The sequence below is a fragment of the Ruania alba genome, assembly GCF_900105765.1.
Lineage (GTDB): Bacteria > Actinomycetota > Actinomycetes > Actinomycetales > Beutenbergiaceae > Ruania > Ruania alba.
In genome coordinates this window covers 1,615,151-1,632,945 of sequence record NZ_FNTX01000002.1, presented here as the reverse complement: position 1 = coordinate 1,632,945, position 17,795 = coordinate 1,615,151, and the positions used below count along the sequence as shown (strand labels likewise).

13 protein-coding genes and 1 tRNA gene are annotated in these 17,795 nt (G+C 68.8%); 5 read left to right on the top strand and 9 right to left on the bottom strand.

The features are described from left to right. Positions 1 to 71: 71 nt before the first annotated feature. Complete coding sequence (locus BLU77_RS17710; protein ID WP_089774340.1) at positions 72 to 2,147, bottom strand: NHL repeat-containing protein; 2,076 nt, start codon at positions 2,145 to 2,147, stop codon at positions 72 to 74. A 276-nt stretch (positions 2,148 to 2,423) separates the two neighbouring features. On the opposite strand from BLU77_RS17710, the gene BLU77_RS17705 reads away from it, so the two are divergent. The 4 genes from BLU77_RS17705 to BLU77_RS17690 all read left to right on the top strand — a co-directional run bounded on the left by BLU77_RS17705 (position 2,424) and on the right by BLU77_RS17690 (position 7,576). Next, on the top strand, positions 2,424 to 4,859 hold the full coding sequence (locus BLU77_RS17705) for an NHL repeat-containing protein (protein ID WP_089774339.1): 2,436 nt from the start codon (positions 2,424 to 2,426) through the stop codon (positions 4,857 to 4,859). 172 nt (positions 4,860 to 5,031) lie between these two features. Continuing rightward, the gene (locus tag BLU77_RS17700) at positions 5,032 to 5,898 is read left to right on the top strand and encodes a Gfo/Idh/MocA family oxidoreductase (protein WP_175477196.1); all 867 of its coding nucleotides are present in this window, start codon (positions 5,032 to 5,034) and stop codon (positions 5,896 to 5,898) included. Next, on the top strand, positions 5,895 to 6,908 hold the full coding sequence (locus tag BLU77_RS17695; RefSeq protein ID WP_089774337.1) for a Gfo/Idh/MocA family protein: 1,014 nt from the start codon (positions 5,895 to 5,897) through the stop codon (positions 6,906 to 6,908). Before BLU77_RS17700 ends, BLU77_RS17695 begins: the two co-directional genes overlap by 4 nt. Next, positions 6,905 to 7,576, top strand: coding sequence for an SGNH/GDSL hydrolase family protein (locus BLU77_RS17690; RefSeq protein ID WP_089774336.1), 672 nt, complete (start codon positions 6,905 to 6,907; stop codon positions 7,574 to 7,576). Before BLU77_RS17695 ends, BLU77_RS17690 begins: the two co-directional genes overlap by 4 nt. Before the next feature lie 13 nt (positions 7,577 to 7,589). Here the strand turns inward: BLU77_RS17690 and BLU77_RS17685 are convergent, their stop codons facing one another. From BLU77_RS17685 to BLU77_RS17675, 3 genes are all read right to left on the bottom strand, one after another. Beyond that, complete coding sequence (locus tag BLU77_RS17685) at positions 7,590 to 8,978, bottom strand: hypothetical protein (RefSeq protein WP_089774335.1); 1,389 nt, start codon at positions 8,976 to 8,978, stop codon at positions 7,590 to 7,592. A 90-nt stretch (positions 8,979 to 9,068) separates the two neighbouring features. Then, entirely contained in the window at positions 9,069 to 9,596 is a 528-nt protein-coding gene (locus BLU77_RS17680; protein ID WP_089775981.1) for an RNA polymerase sigma factor, read from the bottom strand. A 110-nt stretch (positions 9,597 to 9,706) separates the two neighbouring features. Beyond that, complete coding sequence (locus BLU77_RS17675) at positions 9,707 to 10,897, bottom strand: NAD(P)/FAD-dependent oxidoreductase (RefSeq protein WP_089774334.1); 1,191 nt, start codon at positions 10,895 to 10,897, stop codon at positions 9,707 to 9,709. A 219-nt stretch (positions 10,898 to 11,116) separates the two neighbouring features. On the opposite strand from BLU77_RS17675, the gene BLU77_RS17670 reads away from it, so the two are divergent. After that, positions 11,117 to 13,525: a phosphoketolase family protein gene (locus BLU77_RS17670; RefSeq protein ID WP_089774333.1), complete on the top strand. Its 2,409-nt coding sequence runs from the start codon at positions 11,117 to 11,119 to the stop codon at positions 13,523 to 13,525. Positions 13,526 to 13,617: 92 nt separating this feature from the next. Here the strand turns inward: BLU77_RS17670 and BLU77_RS17665 are convergent. The 5 genes from BLU77_RS17665 to BLU77_RS17645 all read right to left on the bottom strand — a co-directional run bounded on the left by BLU77_RS17665 (position 13,618) and on the right by BLU77_RS17645 (position 17,789). Beyond that, positions 13,618 to 13,693, bottom strand: a tRNA-Thr gene (locus BLU77_RS17665). A 126-nt stretch (positions 13,694 to 13,819) separates the two neighbouring features. Beyond that, positions 13,820 to 15,331: an alpha/beta hydrolase gene (locus tag BLU77_RS17660; RefSeq protein ID WP_139177836.1), complete on the bottom strand. Its 1,512-nt coding sequence runs from the start codon at positions 15,329 to 15,331 to the stop codon at positions 13,820 to 13,822. 56 nt (positions 15,332 to 15,387) lie between these two features. Continuing rightward, positions 15,388 to 16,524, bottom strand: a complete 1,137-nt coding sequence (locus BLU77_RS17655; protein WP_089774331.1) for a DNA polymerase III subunit delta' — start codon at positions 16,522 to 16,524, stop codon at positions 15,388 to 15,390. Beyond that, positions 16,521 to 17,144 (bottom strand): dTMP kinase, encoded by a 624-nt coding sequence (gene tmk / locus BLU77_RS17650; RefSeq protein WP_089774330.1) that lies wholly within the window; start codon positions 17,142 to 17,144, stop codon positions 16,521 to 16,523. Before tmk ends, BLU77_RS17655 begins: the two co-directional genes overlap by 4 nt. Positions 17,145 to 17,201: 57 nt before the next feature. Then, positions 17,202 to 17,789, bottom strand: coding sequence for a hypothetical protein (locus tag BLU77_RS17645; protein ID WP_139177835.1), 588 nt, complete (start codon positions 17,787 to 17,789; stop codon positions 17,202 to 17,204). Between the last annotated feature and the right edge of the window lie 6 nt (positions 17,790 to 17,795).

Here is a 17,795-nt window from a genome sequence, read left to right as displayed (position 1 = left end):
CGCTGCAGCCAGCTGGGCCGGACCAGGCATAGGTCCGGCCGTCCTCCGTGCCGCGGGTGCGGCACCGAACGTCACTCGTAGCGGTAGACGTTGATGTCGCCGGCGTAGTAAATGCGGCCCTGCCCGTCCATGGCGGAGCCGCGCACACCGGACTCGACCAGGACCTCCAGCTCGAGCTCTGCGGGGTCCACGCGGAACAGGGCGCCACCACTGTTGCCATAGAGGGACGCGTCTGCCTGCCGGTAGTACAGCGAGGAGTTCCGGCCCCAGGAGTTGCTGTTCGTCAGACCTGTCGCGACGCGTCGCACCACGGTTCGCTGAGTGGGGTCGAAAGCGAAGACCGTGCCGTCGGAGGCGAGGCCCCAGAGCAGTGCGTCGGGTCCCACGGTCAGCCTGTTGATGACCTCAGCCCCGGGCACCACCGGCGCGCTGAAGACCCGCTCGCCGGAGCTCACGTCCCACACGAACAGCTCGGCCTCGCCCGCGGCCGGCTCGGTGGACAGACCGCCGTGGATCGAGGTGCCCCCATAGACGAACCCGTTGGCGTAGGCCAGCGAGACGACACTCTGCTGCGGGACGACGTTGCGATGGACCGCGTGCTCGTGGGTCGCCGGGTCGACGATCGTCAGGGCGCCGCCGAGCTGGCCGTAGTCCGGGACGCTCCCGACGGCCAACCGGTCGCCGACGGACGTCATGGCGAAGATGCGGTCCTGATAGTGCGGCGCACCGCGCCGCAGCTCGAGGATCCTCTCGAAGTCCGCCCAGTCCTCGTCCGGTGCGCCGAGGTGGACGATGGCGCCGGGGTACGAGCTGACGGCGAGCCACCCGTCGTGCGCGCCGATCGCGTCGGCCTGCTTCGGCCCTCGGAGCTGTTCGATCTGCTGGGACTCCGGATCGATCCGGCTCATCGCACCGCTGCTCAGATAGGCCCCCAGGTACACACGGCCGTCCGGGCCCACGCCGATACTGTGTGCACCGGCTGGGGTGCCCAGGATGTCGGCGTCAATGAGCGCATGACGCCTCGTGGCGAGGTTGTAGTGCCACAAGTGCCCGTCCGTGTTTAGCCCGACCACGGTGTCCGCCGGGAGGCCGGCGATCTCAGTGACGGTGATGCCGTACGTGCCGACCGCCCCTGCCATGGCGGCTCGCAGGTCAGAGTGCTCGAATCCGGTGGAGAAGGTCCGCTGGTCCCGCAGGTGGTAACCGGTGAGCACGTCACCGGTGAGGAAGTAGGCCTTGTGCCCGAGCCCGGGCTGGGTCAGCGCGGCAGCGAAGGTTCCTTCGACGATGTCGTCGAGCCAGCGCCCCTGACTCCGATCGTAGACAGCCATGTCGTATGCCCCGCGGGGCGACAACCGGACGAAAACGAGGTCGTCGCGCGGCTCGATGGCGATGAACCAGTCGGCGCCGTCCATGACGTGGGCGGGCGGTTGCATCTCTGTACGTTCTCCACTGTCCGGATCGATCCGGTACAGGTGGGGCACCGGTCCGGTGCCGGCCCAGATCTCTCCGTCCACGATGCCGAGGCCGAACACATAGGCGGCATCCTCGGTCTGCGTGCCGTAGTCCCGGAACTCACCGGTGCTCGGGTCGTAGGCGATGACCTTGGCATCGGGGTAGGTACCGAAGTAGAGGATGCCGCCGGAGTCGAAGGTGCCGTCGTAGAGCACGCGCTGACCGGCGATGTCCTCCGCGATCTGGATGACGTCGTGACTGACGGGATCGAAGGAGAACAGCCCGCCACGCATCGGTGAGCGCGCAGTGAAGAACACCGTTCCATCGGGTGCGATCGCGATGAAGCCGCCCAGGTTCGCCCCGTCGATCTCGGTCGCGAAGAGGCTCTCACCTGTGGTGATGTCGATCATGGTGAACGTGGCCGGCTCACCGTTAGACGTCGCATAGGCGACCTGGCGGCCATCGGGCAGCTCACCATAGGTCACCGACCGCACGTTCACCGTTTCGATGGCCGGGCCGAGATTAGTACTGCTCGCCGACGCCGTGGCACCAGCGGCCGGGGCGATCGCGGGCACCCCGAACCCTGCCGCGACCACGCCGGTGCCCAGCGCTCCGGACAGGAATCCGCGGCGGGTGAAGCCCGCCGTTCGGTCGACATTCAGCGGTCTGGTGCGGGTGTGCCGGGCGGCCATGGCGTGTCTCCCTCGACGACGACTGATCGGTTGAGGCGCGCGACGAGGCGATCGTCCAAGCACTATCCTGCAACCGGTGGCATCGACGCTAGCATGCGCTTTGTTCGACCGTCCACCATCACCCCTTGACGGTGACGCCGAGGCGGCGTTACGTTCCAGCAACCGGTTGCAATCAGATCGCAGGGCCAGGCACACGATCAGGCCACTCTCCCGATCGGCAATCGTGACCGAGCGTGTCGCAATGAGCGCGGCGCGCGCGACCATGGAGGAGTACTGGTGATTTCCTCACCGACAAGACCTCACGTCCGCCTCATCGCAGCAACGGCCGTCGCTGCCGTCACTTCCCTCGGGCTGGCCTCGAGCGCATCCGGCGACGACGGTTCCGCAAGCCTCGGACTCACGGCCGAGGTGATCGATCGCGGCCACATCGCTACTGAACCGAACACCAGCTTCGCCGAGGCTGGAACCCTGGCCGACGGAACACCGGTGCTGTACATCAGCGGATCGGGTGAACCGGCCAGCTTCACCGTCGTGAACGCAGAGACCGGCGAACTGATCTCCGGCGCGGAGGTGGCACCGAAGATCATCGGTGGTCCCATCCAACCGCTTCCTGACGGGAGCGCCTACTTCGGCCTACGATCTGGCTCGGGCATCATCATCTATCACTGGGACGCGGAGACGCACGAGATCACCGAGGCGGTGGAGAATCCCGTTGGTGAACGGCTGGTCCGAGAGCTGCAGCTCGGCGATGACGGCCTGCTGTACGGCTCCACCTACCCGAACACGAAGGTCTTCTCCTACGATCCCGCCACCGGTGAGGTCCGTGACTACGGTTCCATCGTCGACGAGCAGGACGGCGACACCTACGCCGAGGGCTTCTCCGTCCACGACGGCACGGCGTATGTCGGCACCGGGATGCAGAACGGGAACCTGGTCGCCGTCGACCTCGACTCGGGCGAGATCAGCACCATGGAGGTGCCCGCCGAGTACGACCACATCTCCCGCTTCTACCGAAGCCAGCAGGTCGGCGATCTGATCGCCATGGCCTTCTCCCCCGGGATCTCGGGTGGCACGAACACCCTGTTCTGGGACACCGCGGCCCAGGACTGGGCCTGCGATGGTGCGATCGGGACGTTCGTCAACCTGAACAACCCGTACACCGAATCCACCGAGGACGGGCGGTTCTACTACAAGGCCAGCAACGAGATCTGGGAGTTCGACACCACCGACTGCTCCGTCACGCCCACCGGCTGGATCGATACCGACCTGGCCGGAACGGGCAACCACCGCGCCCTGTCACTAGTCACGACCGGAGAAGGCTCCGCGGCCGAGCACGCCCTCCTCGGGTTGAACCGCGACGGCTCATTCTGGCGCTTCGATCCCGAGACCGGGGAGCAGGCATATTTCGAGAGCCAGGTGTCCGGCTCACGCCTGACCGCGCACTCGATCCACGTCGGCCCGGATGACCGCGTGTACATGGGGTACTACCTCAGCCCGAGCCTGCTCGGGCGCTTCGACCCCACCACCGAGGAGATCGAGGCGATCAGCGGGCCGAGCCAGGCAGACTCCTGGGCCACCTTCGAGGGGGACATCCTCACGGGGAGCTACGCCAACGCCGTCGTGCACCGTGGTGACCCGACTGCCGAGTGGGACTGGGACACCAATCCTTCCCAGCAGTTCAGGTTGATCAGTGAGGGTCAGGACCGCATCATCGAGATGGCCACCGACGGTGCGCTCGTGGCGATGGCCACGGTCTCCGACTACGGCGTCCGTGGCGGCGCGCTGACACTCACCGACATGGACGAGCGCCGGGACACCTATCGCGATCTGGTGGATGCCCAGAGCACCGCATCGGTCACCTTCGGACCGGACGGGCTGGTCTACGCCGGAACCTCGATCCGTGGCGGCCTGTCCAGTCAGAACAGCCCGCTGGACGCCCACCTGGTCGTCTTCGACCCGGACGCCGGCGAAGTCGTCGAGGCCCTCGTTCCCGTCCCGGACAACGACGTAGTCTCCGGCCTGACCGTGGTCGGGAACTCGATCTGGGGTGTGACCAACACCGGCATCCTCTTCGAGTACGACATCACGGCGGGCGAGGTGGTCGAGCGACTCGAGCTGGGCACGGGCGCCAGCTCCTCTCCGTGGGGTCTGGCCAGCACGATCCAGGCGCACCCCACCGATGGCCTGCTCTACGGCATCTCCGGCTCCGACGTCTTCGCCTTCGATCCGCACAGCCACCAGGTGCAAATCCTCGCCGAGGACGGCTACAAGCGGATGGACATCGCCCCGGACGGCACGATCTACGCCCTGGGTGAGACCAACCTCTACGAGATCGCCATCGAGCGCGCTCCCGAGTGCACCACGACCATCGACGGCCGTCACGACGGGCCCCTGGCCATCTCCGACGAGGTGCTCTGCGTGACGGGTGGCAGTGTGCACGGCTCGATCACCCTGAGTGAGGGCGCCACCCTCATCGCTCAGGACGCACAACTGGCCGGTCCGGTGCACAGTACGAACGCGACCGTGGTGGAGATCGTCGGATCGACGGTCAGCGGCCCGGTCACCATCACCGGCACCAGCGAGCGGACCGTCCTGTCCGACAACCAGATCCGGGGCCCGCTCAGCTGCTCCGACAATGCATCGGCACCGACAGATCTGGGCAGCCCGAATGTGATCAGCGGACCACAGACGGGACAGTGCAGCGACCTGTAGCTACCGCCAGGACGCGGCGCCGCTCGGCGAGGACGGCGGCGCCGCGTCCACCCGCCTTCCCCTTCGGACGCCGGCCGGCCGAGGATCCGACACTGCTCACAGACTTGACGTGCAACCGATTGCAGGTCAGGCTAGGGAGGACCAACCAACGACGCGATTGGATCGCTCGCCAGTGACAAGCATCGGCTTCATCGGTACCGAGAACTCGCACACCGACCACTTCATCCGGTTCCTCAACACCGAGGAACGGCACCCCGGTTTCCACGCCGCCGCGCTCGCCGGCGGCCCGTCCGAGCGGAACCACACGTTGGCCTCCGATGGCGACCTCGCCATCGTGGAGAGCCCTGAGGACCTCGGCGGCCAGGTCGACGCCGCCATCATCTCCACCCGGGACGGCGCCCGGCACCGCGAGCAGGCCGAGCCGCTGCTGCGAGCGGGGATGCCCGTGCTCGTCGACAAGCCACTCGCCACGGGAATCGCGGACGCCGAGGCGATTATCGCCGCCGCCGAGACATCGGGCGCACCACTGGTCTCCTGCTCGGCCTTACGGTTCGTCCCGCAGATCGCCGAGGTCAGCGAGGGCGGCACCGAAACCCTCCGCCAGCTCACCGTGATCGGTCCGGCCGATCCGGACAGCCCGTACTCCGGTCTGTTCTTCTACGGCATCCATCACGTCGAGGCCGCACTGGAGATCCTCGGCAATCCCGTGGTGGAGCCGGGATCCGTTCACGCTCACGTCACCCGTGATGGCGACACCACCGTGGCACACATCCGTATCGCCGGCGTCGAGGTGACCTTCACCTTCGTCGTGCCGGACGGCAAGCAGCGGGTGCCGTTCTACGCCGTCGCCACCCGCACCACCAGCGTCACGGGCCGGGAGCTAACCCTCGACCCGGACTACAACGCCCCCGCGCTGGGCCGATTCGTCGAGGCCGTCCGAACCGGACGCTCGCCGGTCCCAGCCGCCGAACTACTCAGCCCGATCGTCATCATGAGCGCGATCGTCGACGCCCTCCACAACCGGAAGGATCTCCCGTGACCACTCCCGCCCCGAGCAGCAGCGACCGGCTCCGTATCGGCGTCATCGGTGTGGGGGTGATCGGGAAGGCGCACATCAAGCGACTGCTGACGGACAGCTCCCCCGCACAGCTCGTGGCAATCGCGGACGCCGACCCGGCATCGGCCCAGGCGGTGGGTGACGACCTCGGCGCACCCGTCGACGCATCCGTGCCCGAGCTGCTGGCCCGCACCGACGTCGACGCGGTGATCATCGCCATCCCCTCCGGGCTGCACGCCGATGTCACAATCGCGGCTCTCGACGCCGGCAAGCATGTCCTGCTGGAGAAGCCGATCGACGTGACCGTGGACGCGGCGGACCGGATCATCGCCGCTGAGCAGCGGTCCGGCAAGACGCTCTCCGTGGTGAGCCAACGCCGGTTCGCGCCGGAGAACCAGTTCCTCCGCGACGCCATCCAGTCCGGCCGGCTCGGCAATCTCACGACGGCGAACATCGAGATCGCCCTGTGGCGCACCCAGGAGTACTACGACTCGGGCGCCTGGCGTGGCACGTGGGCGCTGGACGGCGGCGGCGCCCTGATGAACCAGGGCGTCCACCTGGTGGATCTGGCGCTCTGGCTGCTCGGTGATGTCGAGGAGGTCTATGCGCACAGCGGACTGTTGGCGCACGAACGGATCGAGGTCGAGGACACGATCACCATCACCGCCCGCTTCACCAGCGGCGCGTTGCTGACGTTCCTGGCCACCACGACGGCGTACGGGAACCTGCCGCTCCGGGTTGCGGTGATGGGGGACGGCGGCACAGCGGTCACGCTCTCCGAGAAGTTCACGCACTTCATCGCCCGTGACGGCCACGAGGTGCCAGCCTTCGAGCCAGTAGACCAGCAGCTCGCACAGTTGACCGACTTCGTCACCGCGGTCACCACCGGGCAGCCCCCTCTGGTGACCTCGAGCCAGGCTCGCGCCGCCGTGGCCTTCATCGAAGCCGCGTACACCTCGGCCCGTACCGGGCAGCCCGTGCGACCTCGATGACGGCGACCACGGTGGACGCAGCACCCGAGCTGGTGCAGGTGCTCAGCACGGAGGCGCCGCTGGCCTGGTCCTTCATCGGGGACAGCGTCACGGCGGCGGGATGGCACACCTGGGGATCGCGTGGCTACTCGGAGCTCTTCCACGAACGGCTCCGGGAGGTCGGCCGTACCCGGGACGGGGTGGTCACGACCGCCGTCAGTGGGTGGCAGGTGGGCAACCTGCTGGCTGAGCTCGACGCGGTGTGCCTGCGGTACCGCCCGGACATCGTGCTGATCGGCACCGGTCTGAACGATACGAAGGGCACAACGGATGGTGTGCACGACTTTGCCCGCCGCTATACCGAACTGGTGCACCGGCTCCGTGCCGAGACCGGTGCTCTGGTGGTGGCGCAGACGCCGAACGACACCCTGACGACCGGACCGGATCACGTGGTGGCGCACCTGGCGGAGTACGTCGAGGCGATCCGGGGTGTGGCCGCGGAGACCGGTGCCGTGCTGGTGGACCACTATGCGGTGTGGCAAGCCACCGAGGTCAACTCGGTCTACCACTGGCTCGGCCATGGATGTCACCCGAACGCCTACGGTCACCGGGCGATGGCCCGCACGCTGCTGCAGGCGTGCGGACTGTGGGACCCACTGTCACGCTCGGGGCGCCTCACCATCCCGTGACCACGCCTCACCGCTACCCCTGGTCGAGCTGCCCGTCCGCGACGGCGATCACCGTCCAGGTGCCCGTCTCGCCGTCGGCGTCCGCGCCGGTGAGCGTGTAGGTCGGCACCAGCAGCACGTGCCCGGAATCGGTGTACAGGGTCTGCAGTCCCAAGGCCGCGCCAGTGATCGTCACCTGGCGCACCGGCCACGGGATCGAGGCGCCGGGATCGATCGGGGCCGGCGGAGCAGTCGCCGCTGGTCCCTCGACCGGGGTGTCCGGGTCCTCGGCCGGCGCGTCCGCGCTGCCGCTCTCCGCGGCGAGGTCCTCGTCCCTGATCTCCATCGGCAGGACATCCGTGCTGACACCTCCGAATCGCGGATCCATCAGCCGTTCCACCGCCTGCTCGGGCGAGACCACGTCGTAGGAACCGAGGTCGTACGGCTCGGCGAGAGTTCCCCACAGGTTCGCGACGCCGTCGGGACTCACCCCGGCTCCGATGGTCACACCCGTGGGTGTGCCGTCCACGAGCAGGTCGGCCGTGACGTAGGCGAGCGGACCCTCAGTGCCCCGGTCGGCCGTGACGGCATAGGCGTCCGGATCCACGCCGAGGGCGGTCAGTGCCTCACGGAGCAGCTGTTCCGCCTGCGCCGGGGCCGGGGCGTCACCGGAGGGATCGGTGCACCCGGTGGAACCGGACGCACCGCCGCCCTCCTCAGCCATCTCTTCGCACCGCCACGGGTCCAGCGCAGGGTCCGAGTAGTCGACGGTGCCGTCCGGGTAGACGCGCAGTACGGGGTCGCCGCTGTCGTAGGAGCCGAGGCTCCACGCCCCGTCCCCTTCGGTGGGCGTGCCGGTCATCCCGAACGCTTCCGCGATCTGCGCCACTCGCTCGGCCGTCGCCACACCGGAGGCATCCAGCCCGTAGGCGTGCGCCGTGGTTCCCGTGGACCCGAGCCCGGAGGAGGTGAACACCGTGCGCTGCCCCGACGGGTAACTGAGAGCGTCTTCCTCGGCCCCGCTCTCGGCTGTTCCCGGCGCCAGGGCGCCCGGTTCGGCCGCACCGTCATTGGAGTCGGCCATCGAGCGGTCCGCAGCGGCCTCCTCCGCGGCCGCAGAGTCCGCGCCCGCAGCATCGGCACCACCGGTACCGCTCGTTCCGAGCAGGTAGCCACCACCGGTGAACAGCAGCGCACCGACCGCCGCGGCGGACAGCCAGGGCGCGACCCTGCGGCGCCGGCGCCGGGCCAGCTCATCCGGTACCGCCCGCGTCTCGTGGTCGGCGCTCGCCCGGGGGCCCTCCTCCCCCAGGCGAGCGTCGACGGCGGCCCGCACCCTGGCAAGGTCCACCGCCGGTGCGTCCGCGGCCGGGTCGGCAGCGCGGAGCCGGTCCAGCGGCTGGTCAGGGTCGCGGGGGTTCATCGGTCCTCCCGATCGGGGTGGTGGTCCGACGACAGGGTGAGGGACGTCGTCATCGTGTCTGTGTGCCCGGACCAGCGGTTGTTGCAGTTCTCACGCACCCACGCGCTCCTCCCACACCTCGCGCAGGCGGGCCCGGGCCCGGGAGAGGGCCGCGGCCGCACCGCCGCGACTGATCCCGAGCGCATGACCGAGCGCCACGCCGTCCAGCCCCTCCCAGGCGTGCAGCAGCAGCACATGCCGGTCCTTCGGGCTCAACGCCGTGAGCACCTGGGTCAGTTCGGAATCGGCGAGCGCGAGGTCGGCAGGGTCGGGAGCACTGTCACGATCGGGATCGTCCGGCACCTCCGCCACGGGCACGGGTCGGTGCTTGCGGCGGTGATTAGCCAGCACGTACCCAGCTGTGCGGTAGAGCCAGGCAAGCTCGTGCCCCTCGGGTAGGTCGTCCCGGCGCCGCCAGGCGGTGGTGAGCACGTCCGCGCACAGGTCCTCAGCGTCGCTCGCGGCACCGCGGCGCAGCAGGAAGCGGTGCACGGCATCGGTATGTGCGGCGAACAGGGCCTCGAACCACGCAGCGTCCCGGGGCACGGGCTCGGGCGCGCTCTCCCCATCGTTCGTCATGGACCCTCTCCCACGCATGGCCGGCAGGTACCGGCCGGTCACCAGCCCGGCACTCTCACCCACCTTGTGTCGCGAGTGGCCCGATCGTTGCACACGGGTGCAGAGATTCCTCAGAGCTCGGTGAGGCCGACGCCCGGGTCGGCGAGCCGGTCCGGGGCGATGGTGCGGCCGAGCAGCGAGCGCAGGTCGTCCGAGACGTCCCAGATGTTGACGTTCATCGCAGCCGTCAGCACATCCTCACGGGTCCAGAACGCGAGAAACTCCCCGGAGGCCGGATCGCCGCGGAAGGTCACCTCGTCTTCGGGGGCGCTGCGGCCCACGTACTCCATCCCGAGGTCGTACTGGTCAGTGAAGAAGTACGGGGACCAATCGTAGTGGGCGTCCTCACCGCGCAGCACCTGGGCGGCCAGCCGGCCCTGGCGGATCGCGTTGTCCCAGTGCTCCACCCGGATCCGTCCGCCCGAGGCATGCTCGGTGGTGGCGACGTCGCCGATGGCGTACACGTGGGGCGCCGCACGGAGCTGGTCGTCCACCACGATGCCGTCGTCGACGGCGAGGCCGGCGTGCTCCGCCAGCGCCACGTTGGGCGCGGCACCCACACCGAGCACGACGACGTCCGCTGGGATGGTCTCCTCCCCCACCCGGACGGCGCTGACGGCGCCGTCCCCCTCGATCGCCGTGACCAAGACGCCGGTGCGGACGTCGACGCCGTGGCTGCGGTGCAGCGCGGCGAAATGCTCACCGAGCGTGGGCCCGAGGGCGGCATGGAGCGGCACGTCCCCAGCCTCGAGCACGGTGACGTCCGCACCGGCGAGGCGGGCCGCCGCCGCGGTCTCAAGGCCGATCCAGCCACCCCCGACGACCACCACGGAACGGCCCGGTCCCCAGGACTGGCGGAGCGCGCGCGAGTCGGGGATGCGGCGCAGCGTATGCACACCCGGCAGATCGACACCCGGGATCGGGGGCCGGCGCGCTGTCGCCCCGGTGGCGAGGATAACGTCGTCGTAGTCGAGCACGTCCCCCGAGGTGAGGCCCACCGTGCCGGCGGCGATGTCGAGCGTGACAGCGGCGTCGTCAAGGATCATGCGCACGTCGTGCTCGGCATACCATGCAGCGTCGTGGACGAAGACGGAGTCCATCGGCTCGGCACCGAGAAGGACTCCTTTCGACAGACCGGGCCGTTCGTAGGGCAGCTCACCCTCGTCACCGACGATGGTGACCGGCCGGGAGTCGCCGGCCTCCCGCAGCTGCGTCACTGCCGTGGCAGCGGCCAGGCCTGCGCCGATCAGCACCAGTGACATCGCGACGCTCCTTCGCTCGGCGACTCGCTCATGGGCGTCACTGTGCCGCATGCGCCCCGGGTCCGCCATTCGGGGATCTGCATCCGCAGAACCCGTGAATGCAGCGCCGTCTCGGGAGGCAAGGAGCGCCAGGATGCGTTGTCATGGGAACTAGCCCCGATCGACCAGACACGTCCAGACTCCGGCCCTGCGTGAGGGCCCCTCGACGGGAGGACGTCGATGAGTACGACCCTAGGAACGGATGAGGTCACGCTGCGCCAGGTGGACCGGTGGTGGCGGGCAGCGAACTACCTCTCCCTCGGCCAGATCTACCTGCTCGACAACCCGCTGATGCGCCAGCCACTGGCGCCGGAGCACATCAAGCCACGACTGCTGGGCCACTGGGGCACCACCCCGGGACTGAACTTCCTGTACGCGCACCTGAACCGGGTGATCAGGCAGCGCCGGCAGTCCACGTTGTACATCGCCGGTCCGGGGCACGGCGGTCCGGGCATGGTGGCCAACGCCTATCTCGAGGGCACCTACTCCGAGGTCTACTCCCACATCACCGACGACGAGGACGGACTGCGCCGCCTGATGCGCCGGTTCTCCTTCCCCGGCGGGATCCCGAGCCATGCGGCCCCGGAGACCCCGGGCTCGATCCACGAGGGCGGCGAGCTCGGCTATGCCCTCTCGCACGCCTATGGCGCTGCCTTCGACAACCCGGACCTGCTGGTCGCCGCGGTGATCGGGGACGGAGAGGCCGAGACCGGCCCCCTCGCGACCAGTTGGCACTCCACCGCTTTCCTCAACCCCCGTACCGACGGCACGGTGCTGCCGATCCTGCACCTCAACGGCTACAAGATCGCCAACCCGACCGTGCTGGCCCGCATCCCAGAGGAACAACTGACGGCCCTGCTGCGCGGCTACGGGCACACGCCCTACCTGTTCACCGGTGGGTTCGACGACGAGGATCCGTTGAGCATCCACGCCCGATTCGCGCGGATGCTGGACGAGGTCCTCGACCACATCGCCGAGATCAGGGCTGGTGCCGCACAGGGGTCATCCGAGCGGCCGGCGTGGCCGATGATCGTGCTGCGTACCCCGAAGGGGTGGACCTGCCCGGCCACGATCGACGGGGAGATGACCGAAAACTCCTGGCGTGCGCACCAGGTGCCGCTCAGCTCGCCACGGGAGGACCCCGCGCACCTGCAGCTGCTCCAGGAGTGGCTGAGCTCCTACCGGCCCGAGGAACAGTTCGACGACGACGGGCAGCTGAGCAAGGAGGTCGCCTCCCTGGCCCCGGACGGGGAGCTGCGCATGAGCAGCACACCGCACGCCAACGGCGGACTGCTGCTGCGGGATCTGGTGCTGCCCGAAGTCGCCGATCACGGGCTGGCGGTTCCCGAGCCGGGGGCGACGCAGGGGGCCGCGACCGCGACGCTCGGGGACTACCTGCGGGAGGTGATCCGGCTCAACCCGGAGACCTTCCGGCTCTTCGGTCCCGACGAGGTGGCCTCCAACCGGCTGCAGGCGGTGTACGAGACCACCGGCAAGCAGTGGAACGCCGAGTATCTGGGCCCGGAGGTGGACGATCATCTCGTCCGCGCCGGGCGGGTGATGGAGATGTTGTCGGAGCACCAGTGCCAGGGGTGGCTCGAGGGCTATCTGCTCACCGGGCGGCACGGCGTGTTCACCAGCTACGAGGCGTTCGTGCACATCGTGGACTCGATGTTCAACCAGCACGCCAAGTGGCTGGAGACCACGAACCGGATCTCCTGGCGGCGTCCGATCGCGAGCCTGAACTATCTGCTCTCGAGCCATGTATGGCGGCAGGATCACAACGGCTTCACCCATCAGGACCCCGGGGTCCTCGACGTGGTGATGAACAAGAAGGCCGAGCTGGTGCGGGTCTACCTGCCGCCGGATGCGAACACCCTGCTGTGCACCTACGACCACTGCCTGCGCTCTCGGCAACTGGTGAACGTCGTCGTGGCGGGCAAGCAGCCCGGGCCGCAGTACCTCCCGTTGGAGGAGGCGCAGGCGCACTGTGCGCGCGGGCTCGGCATCTGGGAGTGGGCAGGCACCGAGGAGGCCGGAGCCGGACCGGACGTGGTGCTCGCCTGCGCCGGGGACGTGCCGACACTGGAGACGCTCGCCGCTGCCGACCTCCTGCGCCGTCACCTGCCGAACCTTCGGGTGCGCGTGGTGAACGTGGTGGATCTGATGCGACTGCAGGACGCAGCCGAGCACCCGCACGGCCTGACCGACCGCAGTTTCGACCAGGTGTTCACCACTGATGCGCCGGTGATCTTCGCCTTCCACGGCTATCCGTGGCTGATCCACCGCCTCACTTACCGCCGCACCGGTCACCCCCACATCCACGTGCGCGGCTACAAGGAGGAGGGAACGACCACCACGCCCTTCGACATGGTGATGCTCAACGATCTCGACCGGTACCACCTGGTGATGGACGTGATCGACCGGGTGCCCTCGCTCGGTGCGCGAGCGGCCGGACTGCGCCAGCAGATGGCCGATGCCCGGTTACGCGCCAGGGCGTACACGCGCGAGCACGGCGAGGACATCCCGGAGGTGGCCGAGTGGGTCTGGCCCGGCGCAGGATCTCCTCGGAGTGAACGTCACCCGTAGGAGCGAGTGCTTCGGAACGGCAAAGTTTGCCCTCGTGCGGTCAAGCATGCGATTGGCCCGGGCCCCTGCGGGGAACCGGGCCAATCATCGAGTGGAGCCGCCTATCGGAATCGAACCGATGACCTATTCATTACGAGTGAATCGCTCTGCCGACTGAGCTAAGGCGGCGTGCGCGTCTGGCGACGAGCGGGGCCCACTGTACCTGGCGCCGTCGGGGTCGAGCAAAACGGTCGCCCCGTCTGTGGCGGGGTTCACGGCCAGGCTCTCGCGCACAGGCCCAGCCGAGCGGTCGCCTCAGCAGGCCAGGCCGTCCTCGGGTACCACACCGTCCAGCAGGAAGGCTTCGACGGCGTCATCGACGCACGTGCTGCCGGCACCGTACGCGGTGTGCCCATCTCCGTCGTAGCCGATGAAGACGCCGGACTCGAGCTGGTCCGCCAGGGACTCCGCCCACTCGTACGGGGTGGCCGGATCCCGGGTGGTGCCGATCACGACGATCGGCGGAGTGCCGGGGGCGTGGATCTCCTCCCGCTCCGCATCCGAGGACACCGGCATCGTGGCGCACCCGACCTCTCCGTAGCTGAGGGATTCTCCGAACAGCTCCGAGTTCTCGGTGTTCGCCTCGGCGTTGGCCATACTCGCCTCGCGGTCCAGCTGCACCGGGTAGTCGAGGCAGTCGATGGCGCGGAACGCGCCCTGGTCTGCCGGGTAGGTGCCATCGTCCTCCCGCTCCATCGCGAAGTCCGAGAGGAACCGCACCTGCGAGCCGTCCCCGTCGTTCAGGGCCGTGATCGCGCTGGTGAGAGTCGGCCAGGAGCTCGCGCTGTACAGCGCGACGATGATGGCGTTCATCAGGTCCGAGTCGGTGACTGGTCGGTCCGGTTCGCCGCTCTCCACCGGGGTGTCGGCGAGCTGGTCCATCATGTCGATGGTCTGCTGGACGGCGTCGTCCACGCTCCCGGAGAACGGACAGTCATCGCCGGTGAGGCAGTCCTCCAGGTAGGACCGGTAGGCCACCTCGAACCCTTCGATCTGTCCGGCGGTGATCTCCTGGTAGGACAGCGACGGGTCCACCGCGCCGTCGAGCACGAGGCGCCCGACGGAGTCCGGGAAGAGTTCGGCGTAGTGCGCCCCGAGGAAGGTGCCGTAGGAGAAGCCGAGGTAGGTGAGTGTGGACTGCCCGAGCACGGCACGGAGCACGTCGAGGTCGCGAGTGGCGCTGACGGTGTCCACGTGGCCGATGAGCTCCCCGGTGTTCTGCTCGCACGCCTCGCCGTACTCGGTCAGGGCGTCGACGTAGTCGGTCCATCCTTGATCGGTCTCGAGGTCGAACTCGAGGGTGAAGTACTCCTCCAGCTCGGCACTGTCGTAGCACCGCACGGCGGTGGACTCGCCCACACCGCGAGGATCGAACCCGACCACGTCGAACTGGCGGAGCACCTCCGAGCCGAAGTACGTGCTGACGTTCTCAACCATCTCGATCCCGGACCCACCGGGCCCACCGGGGTTCACGAACAACGCCGCCTGAGCGGTGTCGACGGCCCGGTGCACTTTCAGCGCGAGGGAGATCGTCTCGCCGTCAGGATCGTCGTAGTCCATCGGCACCGACACCTCGGCACAGTCGAAGTTGTCCCCACACTCGGACCAGGACACCTCCTGGGCGTAGTACTCCTCGAGGCCGTCCGGAACCGCGGCGGTGTTGCCGGTGGGCTGCACCATCGGAGCCGACGTCGCGCACGCGGTCAGCACAGTCAAGGAGGCGGCAGCGAGTACGGCGGACCAGGCACGCGCAGGACGGGAGACCACCTCAGCAGTCTACGGGCGCCACGACCTAGCCCCGCGCCGCCTTCCACAGCCTCGGCTCATCCTTGCGGGCGCAGTGCGATGGTGAGCGCCTCCATGGCGAGCAGCGGGGCAGCGCCGGCGGCAACCCTGGTGCGCGCCAGCCCGACGGCCTGCATCCGGTGCACCGACTGCTCGGGGGTGGAGTGATCGGCCATAGCGATGATGCGTTCCGCATGTGCCTCGTTCACCAGCGGGACGTCACTACGCAGCTGCGTCACGAGGACATCCCGGTAGAAGGAGAGCAGGTCGAGCATGGCCCGGTCCAGCAGGTCGATCAGCGCCCGGCGGGAGCGGCGCTTCTGCTCCTCCTCGAGCTGCCGGATCTGCGCCCGCAGTGCCGGCGGGATCCTGGCTCCCTCCTCAGCGCCGATCGTGCGCATCAGTTCGGCCTTCTCCGCCGCGTCACGCTCGGTCGTGGCCAGTTTGGACTGCTCGGTGGCATCCTCCACCAGGGTCTGGGCAGCGAGTACCGCGTCACCGACGCCGCGGATAGTGGTCGGGATTGCCAGCACGGTGTCCCGGTAGGCGCGGGCGTCCGAGTGGGTGGCCAGCCGCCGCGCCATCCCGATATGACTCTGCGCGGCACGGGCGCAGGTGAGCGCGAGACCGGGGTCCACGCCGTCGCGGCGCACCAGCAGATCGGCGACCGCCTCCGGCGCCGGCACCCGCAGGTTCACCAACCGGCACCGGGAGCGGATCGTGACCAGCACATCCATCGGGCTCGGTGCGCACAGGATCCAGACGGTGCGCGGCGGTGGCTCCTCGATCGCCTTGAGCAGCACGTTCGCGGTGCGCTCGGTCATCCGGTCGGCGTCCTCGACGATGATCACCCGCCAGCGCCCCTGGGACGGGGAACGTTGCGACAGGCTGACCAGCTCACGGGCCTCGGTGATGCTGATCTGCACCTTCTCGGTGGCGAATACGGTGACGTCGGCATGGGTGCCGGCCAGCGCGGTGCGCACCTGGTGCCCGGTGCCGTCGGCGTCGCCGGGATCCTGCAGGGCGGCAGCGAACGCGCGGGCGGCCACGGACCGGCCGGACCCGGGTGGCCCCGTGATCAGCCAGGCGTGCGTCATCGAGGTGGCGCTCGTCGTCGCGGCCGAGAGCACCTCCACGGCGCGGTCCTGGCCCACCAACTCGGTCCAGACGCTCACGGGGTGACCCCCAGCAAGGGTGCGACATGGTGCCGGATCGCGGCCGCCACCTGATCCTTCGGCCCAGAGGCGTCCATCACCAGCCACCGCTGCGGATCGGCTGACGCTCGATCGAGGAACGCCTGGCGGGTGCGCACATGGAATTCGGCGCCGGCTCGTTCCAGGCGGTCCGGGTCACCCTTGATCCGCTCGGGCAGGTGCACCGGGTCCAGGTCGAGCAGTACGGTGACGGCGGGCAGCAGGTGCTCGGTACCCCAGAGCGAGAGCTGCTCCACCTCCGCCGGCAGCAGGGTGCGACCGCCTGCCTGATAGGCCACCGAGGAGTCGAGGTACCGGTCGGTCAAGACGACGGCACCACGGTCCAGAGCGGGCCGGATCAGGGAGTCCACGTGGTGGGCGCGGTCCGCCGCGAACAGCAGTGCTTCGGTACGCGGCCCGAGGTCCTGCCCGTGCAGCAGCACCTCGCGCAACGTCTGCCCGACGGCGGTCCCTCCTGGTTCACGGGTGCGCACCACTTCACGTGTGGTCGCCTGCTCGATCCAGTCGGCCAGCCGCGAGAGCTGGGTGGACTTGCCCGCGCCGTCGCCTCCCTCGAAGGAGATGAAGAGTCCGGATGTCACCTGTGCAGACTATCGGCGTCCACCCACAATGGGCGCCGCGTGCCACGTGCTGGTGCTTCACCCGGTGAGTTCATCGATCTCCACGGCCACCGTGTTCGCCTCGCTGGTGGGGAGATAGGAGTCGCCCTCCACGCGGTAGGCACCTTGATCGGGGTTGAGCGGGTGGGCGACCGAAGCGTCCCCGGCGAGGAACAGCAGGTAGTCGGCGCCGATCGTCAGGTCCGGACCGTCGCCGGCTGTGCCTCGAGGCGTATACACCAGTACGCGGTGCACCTCGGCACCGGACCAGATCCGGCTCACCTCGACCTCGACGATCCGAACCGGTTCGAGCCCTTCCTCGCCCTCACAGTTCGGAACACCCACGCAGGGGTCCGCCTCGGGGTCGTCACCTCCAGGATCGATACGTAGATCTACCTCGTCGTCCCAGGAGCCGGTCACTCGCCCCTCGATCACGAGCGTCGAAGCCCTGACCAGCTCCGCGGTGGAGGTGTACCAGGGATAGTCCGCCATGACGCCACCGGCCGGTTCTTCGCTCTCAACCAGCGGCTCAACCCTCTCGGCCGCACACCCCAAGACGGCGAACAGAGCTGCGAGCAGACCCAGAGCCTTTGCCGTGCCCACCACGAACTGTGAGTTCGATCTCATACCGAG